This window comes from Haloarcula sp. KBTZ06 (assembly GCF_048595605.1).
Taxonomy (GTDB): domain Archaea; phylum Halobacteriota; class Halobacteria; order Halobacteriales; family Haloarculaceae; genus Haloarcula; species Haloarcula hispanica.
Genome location: NZ_CP184337.1, coordinates 1,816,085 through 1,833,884, shown reverse-complemented (window position 1 = coordinate 1,833,884; position 17,800 = coordinate 1,816,085). Strand labels below are relative to the sequence as shown.

General features: G+C 59.5%; 12 protein-coding genes. 7 read left to right on the top strand and 5 right to left on the bottom strand.

Translation table 11 applies throughout. From position 1 onward, the window contains the following. Positions 1-408 precede the first annotated feature (408 nt). Positions 409-4,182 (top strand): DUF7289 family protein, encoded by a 3,774-nt coding sequence (locus ACNO8S_RS09520; protein WP_420181826.1) that lies wholly within the window; start codon positions 409-411, stop codon positions 4,180-4,182. 149 nt (positions 4,183-4,331) lie between these two features. Here ACNO8S_RS09520 and rpl12p read toward each other — a convergent pair whose 3' ends face one another. From rpl12p to ACNO8S_RS09495, 5 genes are all read right to left on the bottom strand, one after another. Then, positions 4,332-4,679, bottom strand: a complete 348-nt coding sequence (gene rpl12p, locus ACNO8S_RS09515; RefSeq protein WP_014040760.1) for a 50S ribosomal protein P1 — start codon at positions 4,677-4,679, stop codon at positions 4,332-4,334. 17 nt (positions 4,680-4,696) lie between these two features. Then, a complete protein-coding gene (locus ACNO8S_RS09510) occupies positions 4,697-5,740 on the bottom strand; it encodes a 50S ribosomal protein L10 (RefSeq protein WP_064287596.1) in 1,044 nt (347 codons plus the stop codon). 1 nt (position 5,741) lies between these two features. Beyond that, complete coding sequence (locus tag ACNO8S_RS09505; RefSeq protein ID WP_014040758.1) at positions 5,742-6,380, bottom strand: 50S ribosomal protein L1; 639 nt, start codon at positions 6,378-6,380, stop codon at positions 5,742-5,744. Positions 6,381-6,618: 238 nt separating this feature from the next. Further along, positions 6,619-7,107, bottom strand: a complete 489-nt coding sequence (locus tag ACNO8S_RS09500; RefSeq protein WP_004591731.1) for a 50S ribosomal protein L11 — start codon at positions 7,105-7,107, stop codon at positions 6,619-6,621. A 138-nt stretch (positions 7,108-7,245) separates the two neighbouring features. Next, entirely contained in the window at positions 7,246-7,446 is a 201-nt protein-coding gene (locus ACNO8S_RS09495) for a hypothetical protein (protein ID WP_044951920.1), read from the bottom strand. Between the two features lie 159 nt (positions 7,447-7,605). Between ACNO8S_RS09495 and ACNO8S_RS09490 the strand changes: the two genes are divergently transcribed. The 6 genes from ACNO8S_RS09490 to artA all read left to right on the top strand — a co-directional run bounded on the left by ACNO8S_RS09490 (position 7,606) and on the right by artA (position 17,799). Next, complete coding sequence (locus ACNO8S_RS09490) at positions 7,606-8,715, top strand: OBG GTPase family GTP-binding protein (RefSeq protein WP_014040756.1); 1,110 nt, start codon at positions 7,606-7,608, stop codon at positions 8,713-8,715. A gap of 134 nt (positions 8,716-8,849) precedes the next feature. After that, the gene (locus ACNO8S_RS09485) at positions 8,850-9,290 is read left to right on the top strand and encodes a TIGR04206 family protein (protein WP_014040755.1); all 441 of its coding nucleotides are present in this window, start codon (positions 8,850-8,852) and stop codon (positions 9,288-9,290) included. 72 nt (positions 9,291-9,362) lie between these two features. Next, positions 9,363-10,115 (top strand): VOC family protein, encoded by a 753-nt coding sequence (locus ACNO8S_RS09480; protein ID WP_014040754.1) that lies wholly within the window; start codon positions 9,363-9,365, stop codon positions 10,113-10,115. Positions 10,116-10,545: 430 nt separating this feature from the next. Then, a complete protein-coding gene (locus ACNO8S_RS09475; RefSeq protein WP_151145846.1) occupies positions 10,546-13,314 on the top strand; it encodes a DUF7282 domain-containing protein in 2,769 nt (922 codons plus the stop codon). 573 nt (positions 13,315-13,887) lie between these two features. Continuing rightward, entirely contained in the window at positions 13,888-16,650 is a 2,763-nt protein-coding gene (locus ACNO8S_RS09470) for a DUF7282 domain-containing protein (RefSeq protein ID WP_420181825.1), read from the top strand. Positions 16,651-16,797: 147 nt separating this feature from the next. Further along, on the top strand, positions 16,798-17,799 hold the full coding sequence (artA, locus tag ACNO8S_RS09465) for an archaeosortase A (RefSeq protein WP_014040751.1): 1,002 nt from the start codon (positions 16,798-16,800) through the stop codon (positions 17,797-17,799). The last annotated feature ends 1 nt before the right edge of the window (position 17,800 follow it).

Here is a 17,800-nt window from a genome sequence, read left to right as displayed (position 1 = left end):
ATTAGGAGAAAAACCAGCTAGAGACATTACTAAACCAACCGTTACCCGTTGCTGCCGGATTCAATTAAAAGGTCAAGTTGGGGCTCAATTCGCATTACGTAAGTACCGTCCAGTCCACCGTATACGAATAATAAGGAACCTTAGTCAACTAAATCTTGTTTAGTGTTGTCACATATCACAAGCGTTCCAACATATGGCATAGCAATCTTGATTAATATATGACATTTCCGGAGGGTATTGTAATGTCAGTGGCTCCGGAATTCGACACACGGTGCCGGTAGTGTATACCGCTGATAGGTCCCGTTAGAGGGAATACCTGCTGTTTAACCTCAGTAGGTCACCGATGGAACCGTTATTAGTATGGGTGAAACAGTAAACTTATGTGCAATAGTTGGTATGTAAATAAGTATGTTCGAGTGGGGCAGCCGGGGGGCTGGAGACCGGGGTGTATCGCATGTTCTGGGTGTGGTGTTGTTGGCAAGCGCCGTCATTGTTGGTGCCGTACTGATCGTTCAGGTGGGGCAACAGACAATCGGAGATGTCAACGACGACGCGAACGTCGAACTCGCCGAGGAGGTGCTGCTGTCGGTCGATCAGAGCTTCCAGCGGTCAGACACCAACGAATCAGTCGAGATCCCAGACCGGGTTCGGTCTGACGTCGCCGTTTCTGGCAACGCGGCATACAATCTGACGCTGAACGGACGCTCGGCCTGTTCGACGGGGAACCGCTCGCTGCAGACGATTCGGTATCAAAAGAACGGCCAACAGGTCGGCTATCAGGGCGGGGGTGTGTGGCGGATGACCGAGTCGGGCGCAACGATGTCGTCGCCCCCAGCAGTGAACTACGACGAAGGGGCACTGTCGGTATCGTTCGCAAATATCTCCGGACAGCAGATCCAGGGGAGTTCGGTTGCCATTCAATCCAACGCGACGGCCAAGCGGTCGCACGAAGCGGCACTGCAGATGGCCCTGTTCACCGACGCGTCCTACGAGGACGCGCGAACCGGTTCAATTTCGTCACCCAGTTATGAGTGTACTCCGTCGCAAGTCGCCAACGCGACATTGACTATCGAAAACAGTAGCTATGCCCGCGCCTGGGCAGATTGGGCACGGAGCACCTACGATGATCAGTACGTTGAGGTGACCCCGGCGTCTGTCAAGCCGGGAGAGAGCGTTCACATACGCTTTGCACTCGGCGACGTGACGAACCCGAAGTTCAAAGTTGAGGGTGTCACGGTCAAGCCGGACCCGTCAGACCCTGGGAAAGCAGTCGTGACAGCGACGGTCCGGAACACCGGAGGCTTAAAAGATACACAGGATATCACGCTGAAGCACAACCAGTCGGGGTCACCAAGCGAGGTGGAGGAGACAATGACCCTCATCGGCGGGGAATCGACCACTGTGAGTCGGTCGGTGAGCGTCTCGTCGGCGACGCCACACAACTTCACTGTGGAGTCAAAGCAGGACGAAGACTACAAAGTCATCAAGTATACGTCCGTCCACGGAACGCCGTCACTGGATGTCACCAGCAATTCGATTCCGGCAACAGCGCGGCTGAATCAGGTCCCATCGGCTGAGGTCACAGTCACGAACACTGGGCAAATGACGGCAGATCAGGAGGTCGTCTTCCGCGTCAACGGGTCGAAAAGCGCGACGCGAAGCGTGCTGGTCGGCCCTGGACAGAGCCGAACAATCGACTTCGGGCCGTCAATGCCAACGTCGGAGAACGGCACGTACGACCTGGAAGTCGAAACAGAGGATGATACATACTCACAACACAACGACGACGGACACTACTTCATCGTCGGTGATGCAGGTGTGTTCGAGATAGCGTCCGTTTCGCCGCCGGGTGGATTGCAAAGTGGGGATACGGCGACCGTTGACACAACGGTCGAAAACACTGGTGACATTCGGAAATCCACCGATGTCGAGGTCCGTATCGAGAACGCGTCTGGCAGCGTTGTTGCGTCGAAGACCACGACGCTCACCCTCAACGGGACTCGCCGAGGCACTGAGTCGGGGACCGCTTCAGTGACCAGTGGCCCGCTAATAGTCGGGTCACCACAGCAGTACACCTATGTCGTCGAGACACCGGACGATACCGGGTCAGGGTCCTTCGTCGTCGGTTCATCGTCGCCGCCGTTGTACGAGATCACCGCTGTAGACGTACAGAACCCCGTCGCACCGAACAACCAGACGAATATCAAGTTCGCCGTCGCGAACACCGGCGGAACCGAAGGAAAGCAAACACTGCGCGTCGAGTACAACGGAACGACCCACATTGCGGAGGACGAACGGCTCGACCCCGGGGAGAGCGTCACGCTCAATCGGACCGTCACGGCGCCCACCGAACCCGGAGATTACTCGGTAACCTTCTCGACGGCGAACCGGTCGCGACAGTCGACGCTGACCGTCGAGCCGGACTCGCTGCTCGAAGGGAACGGCTCGACGATCACGATACAGCAGTCGGTCAATGCTTCGGTTGCGCTGAAGGGTGCGGACCTGGAAGGCTTCTCAAATCGCTGGAACTACATCTACCATGCACCCGTGCAGATGTCACTATATGTCGACAACGGGTCCGACCCACAGTCGATCGGACTCTGGCGGGGGTACGAGAACGGCGACATCAATGGTCCGCACGCGGAGCAGCGCCTCATCTCTGACGAACACGAGAACCCGTACTACTACTCCGATTCGTTCGAACCCGGAACGGAGATCTCAGTCTTTGCAAAGTCCTACGGCTGTGACAGGTATTCCTACACCTCTCCTTCGATTGAGCTGGCTGGTTATGACACGAAGTACTGTAGTGACTGGGATACATACGACACGACCACTGTCAGCCAGACACAGAACCAGCAGAACCTCGTCATCCTGAACGACGGCGACGAGCTTCCAGCGTTCGAGCAAGCACAGTGGTACCAGCGAGACATTCAGGATACGCTCGGAAGCCGCGTGAACGACACGGGGTATCTCCAACTGGGCGACGGGGAACGCGCACTCCTCTATGAACTCTCACAGGAGGACGCAGACCCAGCTAACGCGGCAAATGACGGCGACCCTGACTATAACGATGCCGTTGTCCTGTTCACAGTCAACGCAATCGAAAAAGACGTACAGACGGGTCCGGAGTACAACCTCATCGACACCGACGCCCCAAGCAGGGTTGATGAGACAACCGACGCAACGCTGACGGCTGAGGTAATGAACGTCGGCGGAAAGAGCGGTGAAGCTACCCTAGAGAGCAGCTTTGATGGCAACAGTGCCGGGACGAACTCGACGACAATTGAACCCGGAGAGACCGAAACCGTCACGTTCACCCTTCCGACTAGTTCAAAGGCAACTGGGGAAAGCTATCCGTACACGGTATCTATCCCCGGTACGCAACAGAAGGCGAGCGGGAACGTGCGTGTCGGTGATACGGAAGGACAGTTCATGCAGATTGATTCAGTCCGTGCCGAGAGTGTGATTGACAGTGACGACACGGCAACGGCGACTGTCAACGTCACTAACGTTGGCGAGCAGGACGGTACAGATACCGTCGTCCTCCGTGCGAAAAACAACGACGATACAAGTCCGTCATTTACCGACATCGACTCGAAAACCATGTCAGCGGACCTCAACCCAGGTGAAACCCGACAGTTTACGCTTGATATGCCGACCAGTCGCGGCAACTACACCTACTACATCGAAACGTCGAACTCCACGTCCCCGGAACTGTCGTTCTTCGTGGGGGAGTCGAACGTTGTCGTCAACGACACGCAGTCGGTGAACATCGGCGCGGAGACCTACAACACCTCAGAACTAATCGAGCGTCGCGGCGGCGCACAGCGGATGACCGTGGAGGTCCGCAATAACGGGACCGTGGGTGACGAACGGGAAGTGAACCTCACAATCAAAAACAAAAGCGACGGGTCGACCGTCTTCGCCGGCTCCGAGATGGTCACTGCTGGGACCGGCGACCTGACCAATACCGATCCGTTCCCGGCTTGGGCGGGCTACGACGTCGATCTCGACCCCGGCTACTACACCTATGAGGTGACCGTGTACGACGAAACGGCGAGCGGCACCGTGGCCGACACCGCGACGGGTGAGATATATCTCAAGAACGTCGACGAAACGGGGGCGACCGGGAACGACTCACCGGTTACGGTCGACTCAGACACGGTGACACTCGGTAGCTAAACAGCCGCGTCGACATCCTTCTGCAGTCGCTTGTTCGTCGGACGATACTTCGAAGGCAGGCAATACGACGGCTCCCAGGATTCGAGCGGTAGCGATGCCTCTCACCAGTCGAGCGCACGCAAAGAAAAGCTGAGCTGTGTTGAACCGAGTTAGCCGAAGAGTTCGCCGAGGCCCTCACCGCTTGCCTCGTCGTCCTCGTCGTCATCGTCGTCGCCGCCGTCGTCGGCAGCCTCTTCTTCGGCTTCCTCGTCGGCCTCGTCGGCCTCGTCAGCGCCACCCTCGGCGGGTGCGGCCGCGCCACCGCTTGCCGGCACCGGTGCCGCAGCGGCCTGGTCGACGGCCTCCTCGATGTCGACGTCCTCGAGGGCGGCGACGAGGGCCTTGACGCGGGACTCCTCGACGTCGACGCCTGCGGCGTCGAGCACGTCGGTGAGGTTGTCTTCGTTGATCTCTTCGCCCGATTCGTTCAGGATGAGTGCAGCGTATACGTATTCCATTGTTGTAGTGTGTGTTGTTAGAACATCGCTCCGAGCGCGTCGCCAGCGTCCTCGTCGTCGTCGCCGTCGTCGGCCTCCTCGGCCGCGTCGTCGGCGTCCGCGTCGTCCTCGGATGCGGTGTCGTCGTCTTGATCGTCAGTCGGTTCCTCTGTCGCCACGTCGGCCTCGACGCCCTGGAGCTCCTCCGGGAGCGCCTCTTCGTCGTCGATCTGCGAGGCGAGCGCACGGACCTGTGCGTCGGCCTTGCTCACGAGGTCAGGCACGACCTCGGGGTCCTCGATGGCCGCCTGGAGCGCGAGACTCTTGGCGTTGCCACGAGCGGACTGGAGCATCGTCGGGGCCGTCGTCGCGGTCGGGTAGTCGGCGTTGACCGAGAGATTGAACGCCCGGCCGGCAGCCGCCTGGATGTCGCTCCGGTACTCGTCGACGTCGAGTTCCAGTTCCTCGGGTTCGAACAGCACGCCGTCAGCGAAGACGGCGCGGAGGTCGAGACCGACCTCCTTCGGTTCGATACCGAGTTCGTTCAGCACGTTCGCGAGTTCCTGGGAGACTTCCTCGCCGGTGTCAAGCACCGTCGAGTCAGAAAGGACCTGAATGGAGCCTTCCTGAATGCGTGCGTCGGCACCCACGCTCTGGAGTTCGCCGACGAACGGACCGGGGTCGACGCCCGTGTCGCCTTCCGGAATCACGATATCGTTCGGGGCCACCTCGCCGGCACCGATGGGTGCGGGCGTCTTGGAGGCCTCGAGTTCCTGAAACAGCGAGAACGGGTTGTCGTCGGTCCCGATGAGCCCGACCTGCCCGGTGATGTAGCTGTTGAGGTCTTCGAGTCCGTCGTCGACTTCGTCAAGCGCACGCTCAAGCAGCGTGTTCCGGGAGACGCGAAGTTCGGCGGTCCCGTGCAGGTCACGTCGCATGTCCTGGAGCTGTCGGGACGGAATCCCGGCGATGTTGACGACGCCGACGCTCTCGTAGGACTCGATCATCGCTACGATGGCGTCGACCTCTTCCTGCTTCCACTCGGGAATGGTCTCGGTCTTGCGTTCGGATTCGGCGCTCATATCAGGCCACCTCCATCGCAGGCCCCATCGTCGTCTTCACGTAGACAGTGTCGATGTTGAGCGGGCCCTTCTCGAGGTCCGCGTGCAGACGGCGAAGGATAACGTCGATGTTGTCCGAGATATCCTCGGCGGACATGTCCTCCGCGCCGACCCGCGTGTGGAACGTTCGCCGTTCCCCGCTGCGGAGCTGCACGGTGTTTTTCATGCGTTCGATGACCTCGACGACGTCGTCGTCGGGGTCGAGCGGTTCCGGCATCTTCCCACGCGGACCGAGGACGGTCCCGAGGTAGCGACCGATGTCCTGCATCATGCCCTTCTCTGCGATGAAGAAGTCAGTGTCATCGGCGAGGTCCTTGGCGGCGTCGTCATCGCCACCCAGTTCCTCGAGTTCGTCCTCGTCGAGTACGTCGTCTGCGACTTCCTCGGCACGGAGGGCGGTTTCGCCCTCGGCGAAGACCACAATAGTGGTCTCCTGGCCGGTGCCAGCAGGAAGCACGACGGACTCGTCGACGCGGTTCGACGGGTCGTTAAGATCTAAGTCGCGCAGGTTCACAGCGAGGTCGACCGTTTCGCGGAAATTCCGCTCAGGTGCGTCCTCGAGTGCGCGCGAGACTGCGTTCTCTATTTCCTGATCTGCCATTGTTCACCTCCGTAGTACGCCAATCGGCTTCTACGGGTCAGTGAAACAGGCGGATGCCTGTCTCGTGCGGGTAGACGCCAATGCGACACTTAAACCCGTCGAACCAGCCCAAGGGCCGCTGACGGGCGTGTTTCCGGTTCTCAGGGACCAGTCGGTGACGGGGGTCCCATCGACTGTGCAGTGGCTCAACAGCGTCAAAAGCAAGGGAAAACACACGCCAGTCGCACAGCGGTCCGACTTACGCCTGTGCTTCGGCCGCGAACACGTCGTCGTACTCGCCCGCGTCGATGCGTTCCTTGAATTCGCGTGGGTTCTCGCCTTCGATAGTGACACCGAGGGAGGTGCACGTCCCGACGACTTCCTTTGCAGCGTTCTTCAGGTCGTAGGAGAGCAGGTCGGGATGCTTCTGCTCGGCGATCTGTTTGACCTGGTCGACGGAGAGGTCAGCGACGAAGTCCTCTTGCGGTTCGCCGCTGCCGGTCTCGAAGCCGGCCTCGTCCTTGATGAGTTCGGCCGTCGGCGGGACACCGACCTCGATCTCGAAGGAGCCGTCGTCGTCGTACTCGACGGTGACGGGGACTTCGGTGCCGTCGAACGCTGCCGTCTGGTCGTTGATTTCCTGTACGACTGCCTGCACGTCCACCGGTGTCGGGCCGAGTTCCGGACCGAGTGGCGGGCCAGGGTTGGCCTCCCCACCGGGAACGAGGACTTCGATAGTTCCAGCCATACATAGTGGAATCCTCGCGGCAGTTTAAAGGATTGCGTTTCACGGATCGCTGCGTGAGGCCTCCACACGCACGAACGCTCACCGTTTGGAACCAACAAACAAGAGGTCAGCGCGGCAAAGAATAGAATCCCAGTCAGTTCAGGCGAACGTCACGCCGTGCCGCGCGAGGAAGTCGCTCGCGTCCTTGATTTCGACTGGGGAGCCGATTATCCGAATCTGTTCACCGTCCTGATGAACACTCACAGTGAACTGCTGTTCCAACTCCTCGCGAATTCCGTCGAGCGCACCGACTGGCAGCAGTATCTGCGTGCTGTCGCGGAACCGACTCGCCGCTCCCATTATCGACACATGACGGTGGATACCCTATAGGTGTGTCGAATTACATGAGGGTCGTTTGACCATTCTGAACGGCAGGACAACTGCGTCGACCCGGGCCGATGGGGTGGCGTCGTCGAGGGAGGAAAGCCTTATTCGGTGTGAGGGGCCGACATACACTTAATGGGGCTCGAAGAGGAGATTCAGGAACTCGAGGACGAAATCGCCAGCACTCCCTACAACAAGTCTACAGAGGCCCATATCGGTCGGCTGAAGTCCAAGCTCGCGGAGAAAAAGGAAAAGCTCGAACAGCAGGCCTCTTCAGGCGGCGGCGGTGGCTACGGCGTCGAGAAACACGGCGACGCGACCGTCGCGCTCGTCGGGTTCCCCAGCGTCGGGAAGTCGACGCTGCTAAACGCCCTCACTAACGCCGAATCCGAAACTGGAGCCTACGAATTCACCACACTCGACGTGTACCCGGGGATGCTCAAGCACAAGGGAGCGAACATCCAGATTCTCGACGTTCCCGGTCTCATCGAAGGGGCTGCTGGTGGTCGCGGTGGCGGCAAGGAGGTGCTGTCCGTCGTCCGGACTGCGGACCTCATCGTCTTCCTCATCTCCGTCTTCGAGATCGACCAGTACGACCGACTCAGCGAAGAACTGTACAAGAACAAGATCCGACTCGACCAGGACCCGCCGTGGGTCAACGTCCGGAAGAAGGGCAAGGACGGGATTTCGGTCAACACTGCCTCCGGCGTCGAACTCGACGACGAGACGGTCAAAGCCGTTCTGCGCGAGCACGGCTACGTCAACGCCGACGTCACCATCGGCGAGCAGATCGACATCGACCAGCTCATCGACGGCGTGATGGACAACCGCGTCTATCTGCCCTCCCTCGTTGCTGTCAACAAGGCCGACCTCATCGAGCCCGACTACCTCCCCAAAGTCGAAGACGAGCTCCGGGAGCGTGACATCGACCCCGACGAAGCAATCTTCATCAGCGCCGAGGAAGAGAAAGGGCTCGATAGCCTCACCGAACGCATCTGGGACGAACTCGGCCTGATCCGGATCTACATGGACAAGCCGGGCCGCGGTGTCGACCGCGAGGAACCGCTGATACTCCGCGAGGGCGACACCGTCGACGACGCCTGCGAGAAACTCGGCGGGAGCTTCGACGAGCGCTTCCGATTCGCTCGTGTGACCGGTCCAAGCGCCAAGCACGACGAACAGCAGGTCGGGCGCGACCACGAACTCGCTGACGAAGATATCTTGCGGATCGTCGCTAACCGCTAGGTTGTCGCGCGTCGGTTCTCGCGTGCACGCGAACAACTGAAGAGAAAGGGTCCCACGGAAGAACAATCCTGTGGAGGACCGCTACCGCATAGCGGAGTAGATGCGTTCATTGGTGTGGAACCCTGCTACCAACTATGGACCGCGGTCCCAGACGCCGTCTTATCGCCGTCGTTGTTGCCGGCCTCGTCCCCTGGACAGTGGTGCTAATTGGAAAGGAACTGACGCTCGTCTTCTCGTTTGGCCTGTTCAACACGAACCCGCCGGAGTTGCTCTCGGTCTACAGCTACTTCATCCGCTTTACCAGCGCACTCCCGCAGTTTATCGAATCGTGGGGTTCGGGCGTCCTGCTGTATGCCTTTGCTCTAGCCAGCGCCGTTGCCGGTGTCGTCTGGCGTGAGGATGTTCGGGTGACCGCCCTCGCACTCGCAGGTGCGGGTCTGACGCAGTTTCCGGTGTTTCTGGGATTCAACAGGCGGCTCAACTACGTGGCTGTCCCGGTCGGCTCCCTTGTCCTGCTTATCGTGGTCTGGTGGTACTACCTCCCGGCTATCCGAGCGGACACGGCGACGGAGTGAGCCGCGGTATCGAATCCGGACGGAACCACCTGTGGCGGTAGCCTTTTCGCTCGCTCGCACCATGTGCCGTGTATGTGGTCACTCGATCATACGATGATGCGCGTCGAGGATCTGGACGCGTCGCTGGACTGGTACCAGACGTATTTCGATTACGAGGAGAAGGGCCGCTGGGAGGCCGACACCTTCACGAACGTCTTCCTCGGTCCGGAGGACGTCCACGATGATGGTGCCCTGCTCGAACTCACGTACAATCACGACGGGCGCTCGTACACGATGGGCGACGCGTGGGGACACATCGCCGTCCGCTGTGACGACGTGTACGAGGCCTACGACGAGCTGATGGACGCCGGCGTCGAGGACTATCGCGACCCGGACTCCTGTGGCGGCTCCTACGCCTTCGTCACGGATCCCGACGGTCACGAGATCGAGATCGTCGAACGGGACCACGGCGCGAAGTGGTCGCTGGACCACACGATGATCCGTGTCGAAGACGCCGAACAGGCTATCGGCTGGTACACCCGAAAGCTCGACTACGACCTGTTCCGCCGCGAGGAGTTCGACGACTTCGCCCTGTACTTCCTCAAGCCCGAGGATGCCCCAGAAGAGGCGATGTCGGTCGAACTCACCTACAACTACGACGGCCGGTCGTACGAACTCGGCGATGCCTGGGGGCATCTCGCGGTTCGAACCGATGACCTCCATAGCGCGTGGGAGACGCTGATGGGTCGCCACGCCGAGGATTACCGCGACCCCGAGAGCTGTGACGACCGCTACGCGTTCACCAAAGACCCCGACGCCCGCGAAATCGAAATCGTGACCAACTGACGGCACTGGTCGGTACTAACCGTCTGTTCTAATCTATTCTCGCGCGGTAGCTGTCAGAAGGAGATTCGTCTACGGAGTCGTTCCTGAGCGAGCAGTGAGGATCTGTGAAGCCCTAGCGTCTCAGGCCAGCGATACCATCTCCGATACGTAGCTCTGGGCCGTCAAACGCCCGAATGCCGATCCTGTGCTATGACCTACAAGCTGCTTGGACCACATCTAATCGCCTCAGATGGCGTCTTTGGGGCTTGACTATTCATGACAATCAGATTTCCTAACCACAAAACATATACAACAGACACCTATCGTTTAGACTGTACCCCTACCCATGACGCCAGAAGTGAGTACGCCGGTTCGGTCTATGCGTGGCCACGGTGGCCGCGTTCCGACCAGGTGGAAAACTGCTGGGGTCGCCCGATAGCAAACACAAACTATGACAGGAAATTCAGACAAGGTTCGCAGCCTGTTCCTGACGGCGCTGATGGTCTTCTCGGTATTCGCCGGGACCATCGCGTTCTCCGGTGGCGCAGCCGCCGCCGCGAACGTCAGCGTCGAACAGGCAGCAGAATACGATAGCGGGACAGTCGAATTGGCACTCAATGGTTCAACCGGTAGCGCAGTCACGACGGGAGACATCGACATCTACATCGACGGAAACGAGAACCCGAGCAACTACGGTGTCTCGTCAGTCGACGGGACTGACGACGGGACGACTGGACGCCTCCAGTTCAGTCTGGACCAGGACGTTCAGCCGAACCGGAACCTGACCGTCGAGGTTTCAGGTCTCACCGGCGGTGACAACACGGTCGTCGCTGAGGACATCGACGTGACGTCCCAGACGATTGTGGCCGACGATAGCTCGGGCGACACTAACGCCTTCCGCGGTGAAGTCCTGGCTATCCGAGCCGACGGCGGCGAAGGTGACGCTGACGATGCTACCTCGAGTACTCAAATTGTAGTCGAGGACTCGAACGGCGCTGTCGTCACGCAGGACACTTACACAGCCAACAGCAAAGTCTACACCTACGAAACGGAAAACCTCGACACTGGTGAAGAATACGAGGTCACCGTTGGTGGTACTGCGGACGAAAACATCACCATCAGCAATCTCGATCTCAATGTGAACATTGACGACGATGTCGGCGACGGTGCCAACATCGACGACACGGACACGCTTGCGGTCAACGTCTCGACCACGCGTGGTGGCGAGCCGGCCAACGCAACGCTGTTCAACGAGGACGACGACAAGGTTGCCACGCAGATCAAGAGCCTGAAAGGTAACGAGAACGTCGTGTTCGACTTCGGTAACCAGAGCGCCGACGACAGTCCGTACTACGTCAAAGTGACGGACAACCAGACCGGCGTCTCCGCCGAATCCGACCAGATCAACGTCTCCGAGTCCGGTGAGGGTGACGCCAGCTTCGAGACTTCCACCGTACAGGATGAAGTCGGTGACGTCACCAACATCACCGTCCAGATGGGTAACACCGAGAACGCCGTCATCAACGTCGGCAGCCAGAACGACGACAACTACGTCATCCAGGGTCAGCTCGAGGACGACAACGGTGACGGCGAAGTTACCGTTCAGTTCAACAGCTACACCGCTGGGACCGACAACAACAACACGGTTCTTACCGTCCCCGGTGACGACGACCTCGATGAAGTCGAAGAGAAGGGAAGCTTCACCGATAGTAGGAACAGCTTGGACGAAGATGTACTGGAACCACAATCCTACTCGATAAACGTGACCGCCGGGACCTCCCCGGATGTCACCAGTCCTGATACGGTTGGGACGCTACGTCTCAACGAGAATTCCGTCGAGAGTATGCAGACCTGGGTTGCACCGAGCGACGCAGATATCGACGACGAGGATATCGACATCTACGACCGCATCGGTGAGAACCTCACGCAGTCCGACGACGTCGCAGTCGAAGATGTCGTCGTCCACGAAATCCAGGCATCCGGTATCGAGGGTGCGCTCGAATACGAGCAGGAAGACAACGGGTCTTCCGACGTGACTGATGCGTTCATCGCAGCTGCCGACACCACGCCGGACCGTATCAACGACGACACGAGCGCCTCCGGCCTCCAGCTCTACGTCAACCGGACCGACGTCGGTGCAAACGCTGACGCAGATCCGATTAACTTCGCCAACAGCAGTAGCGCAGTGACCGTCGTCGACGACCCGGACAACAACACCTACTTCGTCGCCCTCGACACCGAGGACGTCGAGTTCGAGTCCGGTAACACGATCACTGAGGAAGAGGACACGGAAATCAACGCCACCTTCTCCGTGCAAGAAGGTCCGCTGACTGACGACTCTTCGAGCGAAAGCGAGCTCTACACCACGTCTGAGCGGAACGCGGAGCTGAATCTTGACGACGACGGCTTTGTCACCGTTGGCGCCGCCGCCGGACAGACAGTGAGCGGCGATACGAACGTCGCCCCCGGCTCCGAGCTCGAAGTCGAAATGGAATCCGAGAGTGAGGCGAACCCATTCGTCGAACGACCGGAAGCAACTGTTGGTCCGAACGGCACGTACGTCGCTACGGAAGACTTCAGCGACTACTCCGCTGGAACGAACTTCACCGTCCAGACGCTGGATGTCGACGGTGACTCCGACTTCAGCGACGAGGAAGACGGCCGCATCGTCGAAGCCGATACGGCCACCGTGAGCATCAGCGATCAGGAGTCCGACGGTAGCGAAGTCGTTGTCGACAGCGCACAGCTGTCCAGTGGCGGCTTCATCGCTATCCACGCCGGTGACGCATCCGGTGACGTCGTCGGCAACTCGGAGTACCTCGAAGCAGGTACGTACAATGACCTCACGATCACGCTCGACGAGCCGATGGACGAGAACTTCACTGCGGTCGCGATGCCGCATCAGGACACCAACGGCAACGAAGCGTACGACTTCCCCGGCGATGACGGTCCGTACACCCAGAACGGCTCCGCCGTGACGGACAGTGCGAACGTGACCGTCTCCGCCGAAGAGCCTGAGGACACGCCCGAAGACACGCCTGAGGACACGCCCGAAGACACGCCTGAGGACACGCCCGAAGACACGCCTGCGGACACGCCTGAGGACACGCCGGACACTGGAACCGCGACCACCGAAGCGGAAGGTCCCGGCTTCACGGCAGCCATCGCGCTCATCGCGCTCGTCGCTGCTGCGCTCCTCGCTGTCCGACGCGACAACTAACCGGAACCACTCCGGTCCCTGAACACCGTTCTTTCTTTCGCACGCTACGTGAAGAGTGCAAACAGACTGCAGATCGACTCGGGGACTCGTAGTTTACTCAGACACGATTCCGTCCGCTTCTGAACGGCTAACTGCCCCATCGGCAGTCGTGACTGGATCACAGTCGAACGCTGGCCCAACGCGGCAGTAACCCAGCGCCTGCCGGACACCTCCTCGATGTCCGCCACTGCGAGGGTGGTTTCGGTAACGGTTTGGGACCCGTCCGTAGTCGAGTGATGGAACAACCGCCGGTCGAATCGGGAGGCGTGTTTCTCAGATCTGGTCCCAGGAAAGAGTCAAATAAATATCCAGAATAAGAGTACATACCATTTCAAAATAATTATTACCTGACAGCAATGTGTAATTTGGATGTAACCTTTATCCATAAAGCATTTACCGCACTTCGGGTAATGTACCGATACCCCTACCCATGACGCCAGAAGTGAGTACGCCGGTTCGGTCTATGCGCGGTCGCGGTGACCGCGTTCCGACCAGGTGGAAAACTGCTGGGGTCGCCCGATAGCAACACAAACTATGACAGATACAAACGAAAAAATCCGCAGCCTGTTCCTGACGGCGCTGATGGTCTTCTCGGTATTCGCCGGGACCATCGCGTTCTCCGGTGGCGCAGCCGCCGCCGCGAACGTGACCGTCGAGCAGGCAGTAGAATACGATAGCGGGACAGTCGAATTGGCACTCAATGGTTCAACCGGTAGCACAGTCAGTGACACTGACATCGACATCTACGTCGATGGCAACAAGAACCCGAGCAACTACGATGTCACCTCAGTCGACGGGACTGACGACGGGACGACTGGACGCCTCCAGTTCAGCCTGGATCAGGACGTTCAGCCGAACCGGAACCTGACCGTCAAGGTTTCAGGTCTCACCGGCGGTGACAACACGGTCGTCGCTGAGGACATCGACGTGACGTCCCAGACGATTGTGGCCGACGATAGCTCGGGCGACACTAACGCCTTCCGCGGTGAAGTCCTGGCTGTCCGAGCCGACGGCGGAGAAAGTGACGCTGACGATGCTACCTCGAGCACGAAGATTGTGGTCGAGGACTCGAACGGCGCTGTCGTCACGCAGGACACTTACACAGCCAACAGCAAAGTCTACACCTACGAAACGGAAAACCTCGACACTGGTGAAGAATACGAGGTCACCGTTGGTGGTACTGCGGACGAAAACATCACCATCAGCAATCTCGATCTCAATGTGAACATTGACGACGATGTCGGCGACGGTGCCAACATCGACGACAAGGACACGCTTGCGGTCAACGTCTCGACCACGCGTGGTGGCGAGCCGGCCAACGCAACGCTGTTCAACGAGGACGACGACAAGGTTGCCACGCAGGTCAAGAGCCTGAAAGGTAACGAGAACGTCGTGTTCGACTTCGGTAACCAGAGCGCCGACGACAGTCCGTACTACGTCCAAGTGACGGACAACCAGACCGGCGTCTCCGCCGAATCCGACCAGATCAACGTCTCCGAGTCCGACGACGGTGAGGCAAGCTTCGAAAGCTCGACCGTTCAGGACAACATTGGCGACGTTGTCAACATCACGGTGCAGGTTGACAACACCGAGGACGCCGTCATCAACATCGGCGACGAGAACGACGACAACTACTACATCCAGGGCCAGCTTGAGGACGACAACGGTGACGGCGAAGTTACCGTTCAGTTCAACAGCTACACCGCTGGAAACTACAGCGATAGTACGGTTCTCAGCGTGCCTGGTGACGACGACATTGACAACATCAAGGAGGGTGGCGACTACACCCGAGGTAGCCTGAGTGGAGACACGCTCGAAGCAGGCTCCTACTCGATGAACGTGACCGCCGGGACCTCCCCGGATGTCACCAGCCCCGACACGGTTGGAACGCTCCGACTCAACGAGAACTCCGTTGAAAATATCCAGACGTGGGCTGCACCGAGCGACGCAGATATCGACGACGATGATGTCGACATCTACGACCGCATCGGTGAGAACCTCACGCAGTCCGACGACGTCGCAGCTGAGGACGTTGTCGTCCACGAAATTCAGGCATCCGGTATCGAGGGTGCGCTCGAATACGAGCAGGAAGACGGAAGTGCCTCTGATGTTACTGAGGCGTTCATCGCAGCGACCGATACCACGCCATACCGCATCAACGACAGTGACGCGACGACGTCCGGTCTTCGACTCTACGTCAACCGGACCGACGTCGGTGCAAACGCTGACGCGAACCCGATTGACTTCTCGAACAGCAGTGACGCGGTAACTGTTGTCGACGACCCGGACAACAACACCTACTTCGTCGCTGTTGACACGAGCGATGTTGTGTTCGAAAACGGCAAGACGATTGTCAAAGAAGAAGACACGCGCCTCAACGCTACCTTCTCCGTCCGAGAAGGTCCGCTGACCGACGACCGGAACAGCGACAGCGCGATCTACACCACGTCCGAGCGCGACGCCACACTGGACCTTGACGACAGCGGCGTCGTTACGGTCTCGGCCGCCACTGGTCAGGAAGTGACCGGTGAGACGAACGTCGCACCTGGCTCCGAGCTCGAAGTCGAGATGGAGTCCGAGAGTGACGCGAACCCGTTCGTCCTCCGCCCCGAAACTGATGTCGCCGCTGACGGTACGTACACCGCCACGGCCGACTTCAGCGACTACTCCGCTGGAACGAACTTCACCGTCCAGACGCTGGACGTCGACGGTGACTCTGACTTCAGCGACGAGGAAGATGGCCGTATCGTCGAAGCCGACACGGCTACTGTGAGCATCAGCGAGCAGGAATCCGACGGTAGCGAAGTCGTCGTCGACAGCGCACAGCTGTCCGAGGGTGGCTTCATCGCAATCCACGCCGGTAACGCATCCGGCGACGTCGTCGGGAACTCCGAGTACCTCGGGGCAGGCAGCCACGAGGACATCACGGTTACGCTCGACGAGCCGATGGACGAGGACTTCACTGCGGTCGCGATGCCGCACCAGGACACCAACGGCAACGAAGCGTACGACTTCCCCGGCGATGACGATCCGTACACCCAGAACGGCTCTGCCGTGACGGACAGTGCGAACGTGACCATCGTCGAGGAAGAGCAGACTGAAGCACCGGACACGGAAACCGAAACGGAAACCGAAACGGAAGCCGAAACCGAAGAGGAAACTGACGCACCGGCAACCGATGAGCCGGCAACCGATGAATCCGAGACCACCGCCGCGGAAGGTCCCGGCTTCACGGCAGCCATCGCGCTCATCGCACTCGTCGCCGCTGCGCTCCTCGCTGTCCGACGCGACAACTAACCGGAACAGCTCCGGTCTCTGAACACCGTTCTTTCTTTCGCGCGCTACGTGGGTAGCGGCGGCACTGTCGATAGGTCGGTCTGACGACGACACCGCACAGTAGCGCAACGACAAAACATATACGCCGGTTTGGCCAACGTACGAGCAATGAGTGAGACAGTCCTGCAGGCAGGCGTCGACATCGCTGGACTGTCGTTCGACCCGGTCACAGTCTCGGAACCGCTGATGTGGCTCGTTCTCGCGGCGTTTCTGGGAAGCGTGGCTGTCGCCCAGTACGACGAGCGACTGGCCCGTCCCGTCGGAACAGTCGGCTGGGCTTTGTTCGCAGCATACTGGCTCGTCTTGGCCCCGCATTTCATTCTGATACAGAAGAGCGTCGTCGAGGGCTTGGGGAGCGTCATCGCCGTCCCCCTGTCGCTGTACACCGGCTATCTGCTCTGGAACGGCCGCGAGTCGCTGCTGGTGTTGACCCGGGCAATCGGCCTCATGGGCGTCATCTACGTACCGTTTCTCACCATCGGGCCGCTCCGCCAGACCATCATCGAGATCGTCACCGGGCAGGTCTCCTTCCTCATGACCGTCCTGGGCTACGACCCGGTGGTAGTCGACGGGCTCTCGCACAACGGCATCGATATCGCCTCGAAGCAGTACCCCTACGAAAACACGTTCTGGTTCGGCGGGAACGAGCGGCCGATAACGTACACCATCATTCTGGCCTGTACGGGTATCGGGAGTATATCTATCTTCGCCGGCGGAATACTGGCGGTCAAGGCGCCGTGGCGGCGGAAGCTCCGCGTGCTGGTCGCGGCTGTCAGCATCATCTACGTACTGAATCTGATTCGGAACCTCGGAATCGCGCTGGCTTTTGGCCTGCAGAAGGCGCAGTTCTTCCCGGGAACGGTCATGGCGCTGTTCGGCCTCAGCGACGCACAGCTGGTGTCCTACTACATCGTCGACCGGATTCTGGCGCAGTTCGGCTCCGTCATCGTTCTCGTCGGGCTGACGTGGGTGCTGATGCGGGAGCTACCGGAACTCACGGTCATCGTCGAGGACCTCCTCTTCCTGGTGACTGGCACGGAGTACGACCTCGGAACGGCGTTCGAAAAGAACCAGTCGGAGTCGGGTCCTGCAACGCCTGGTGACGACTGAA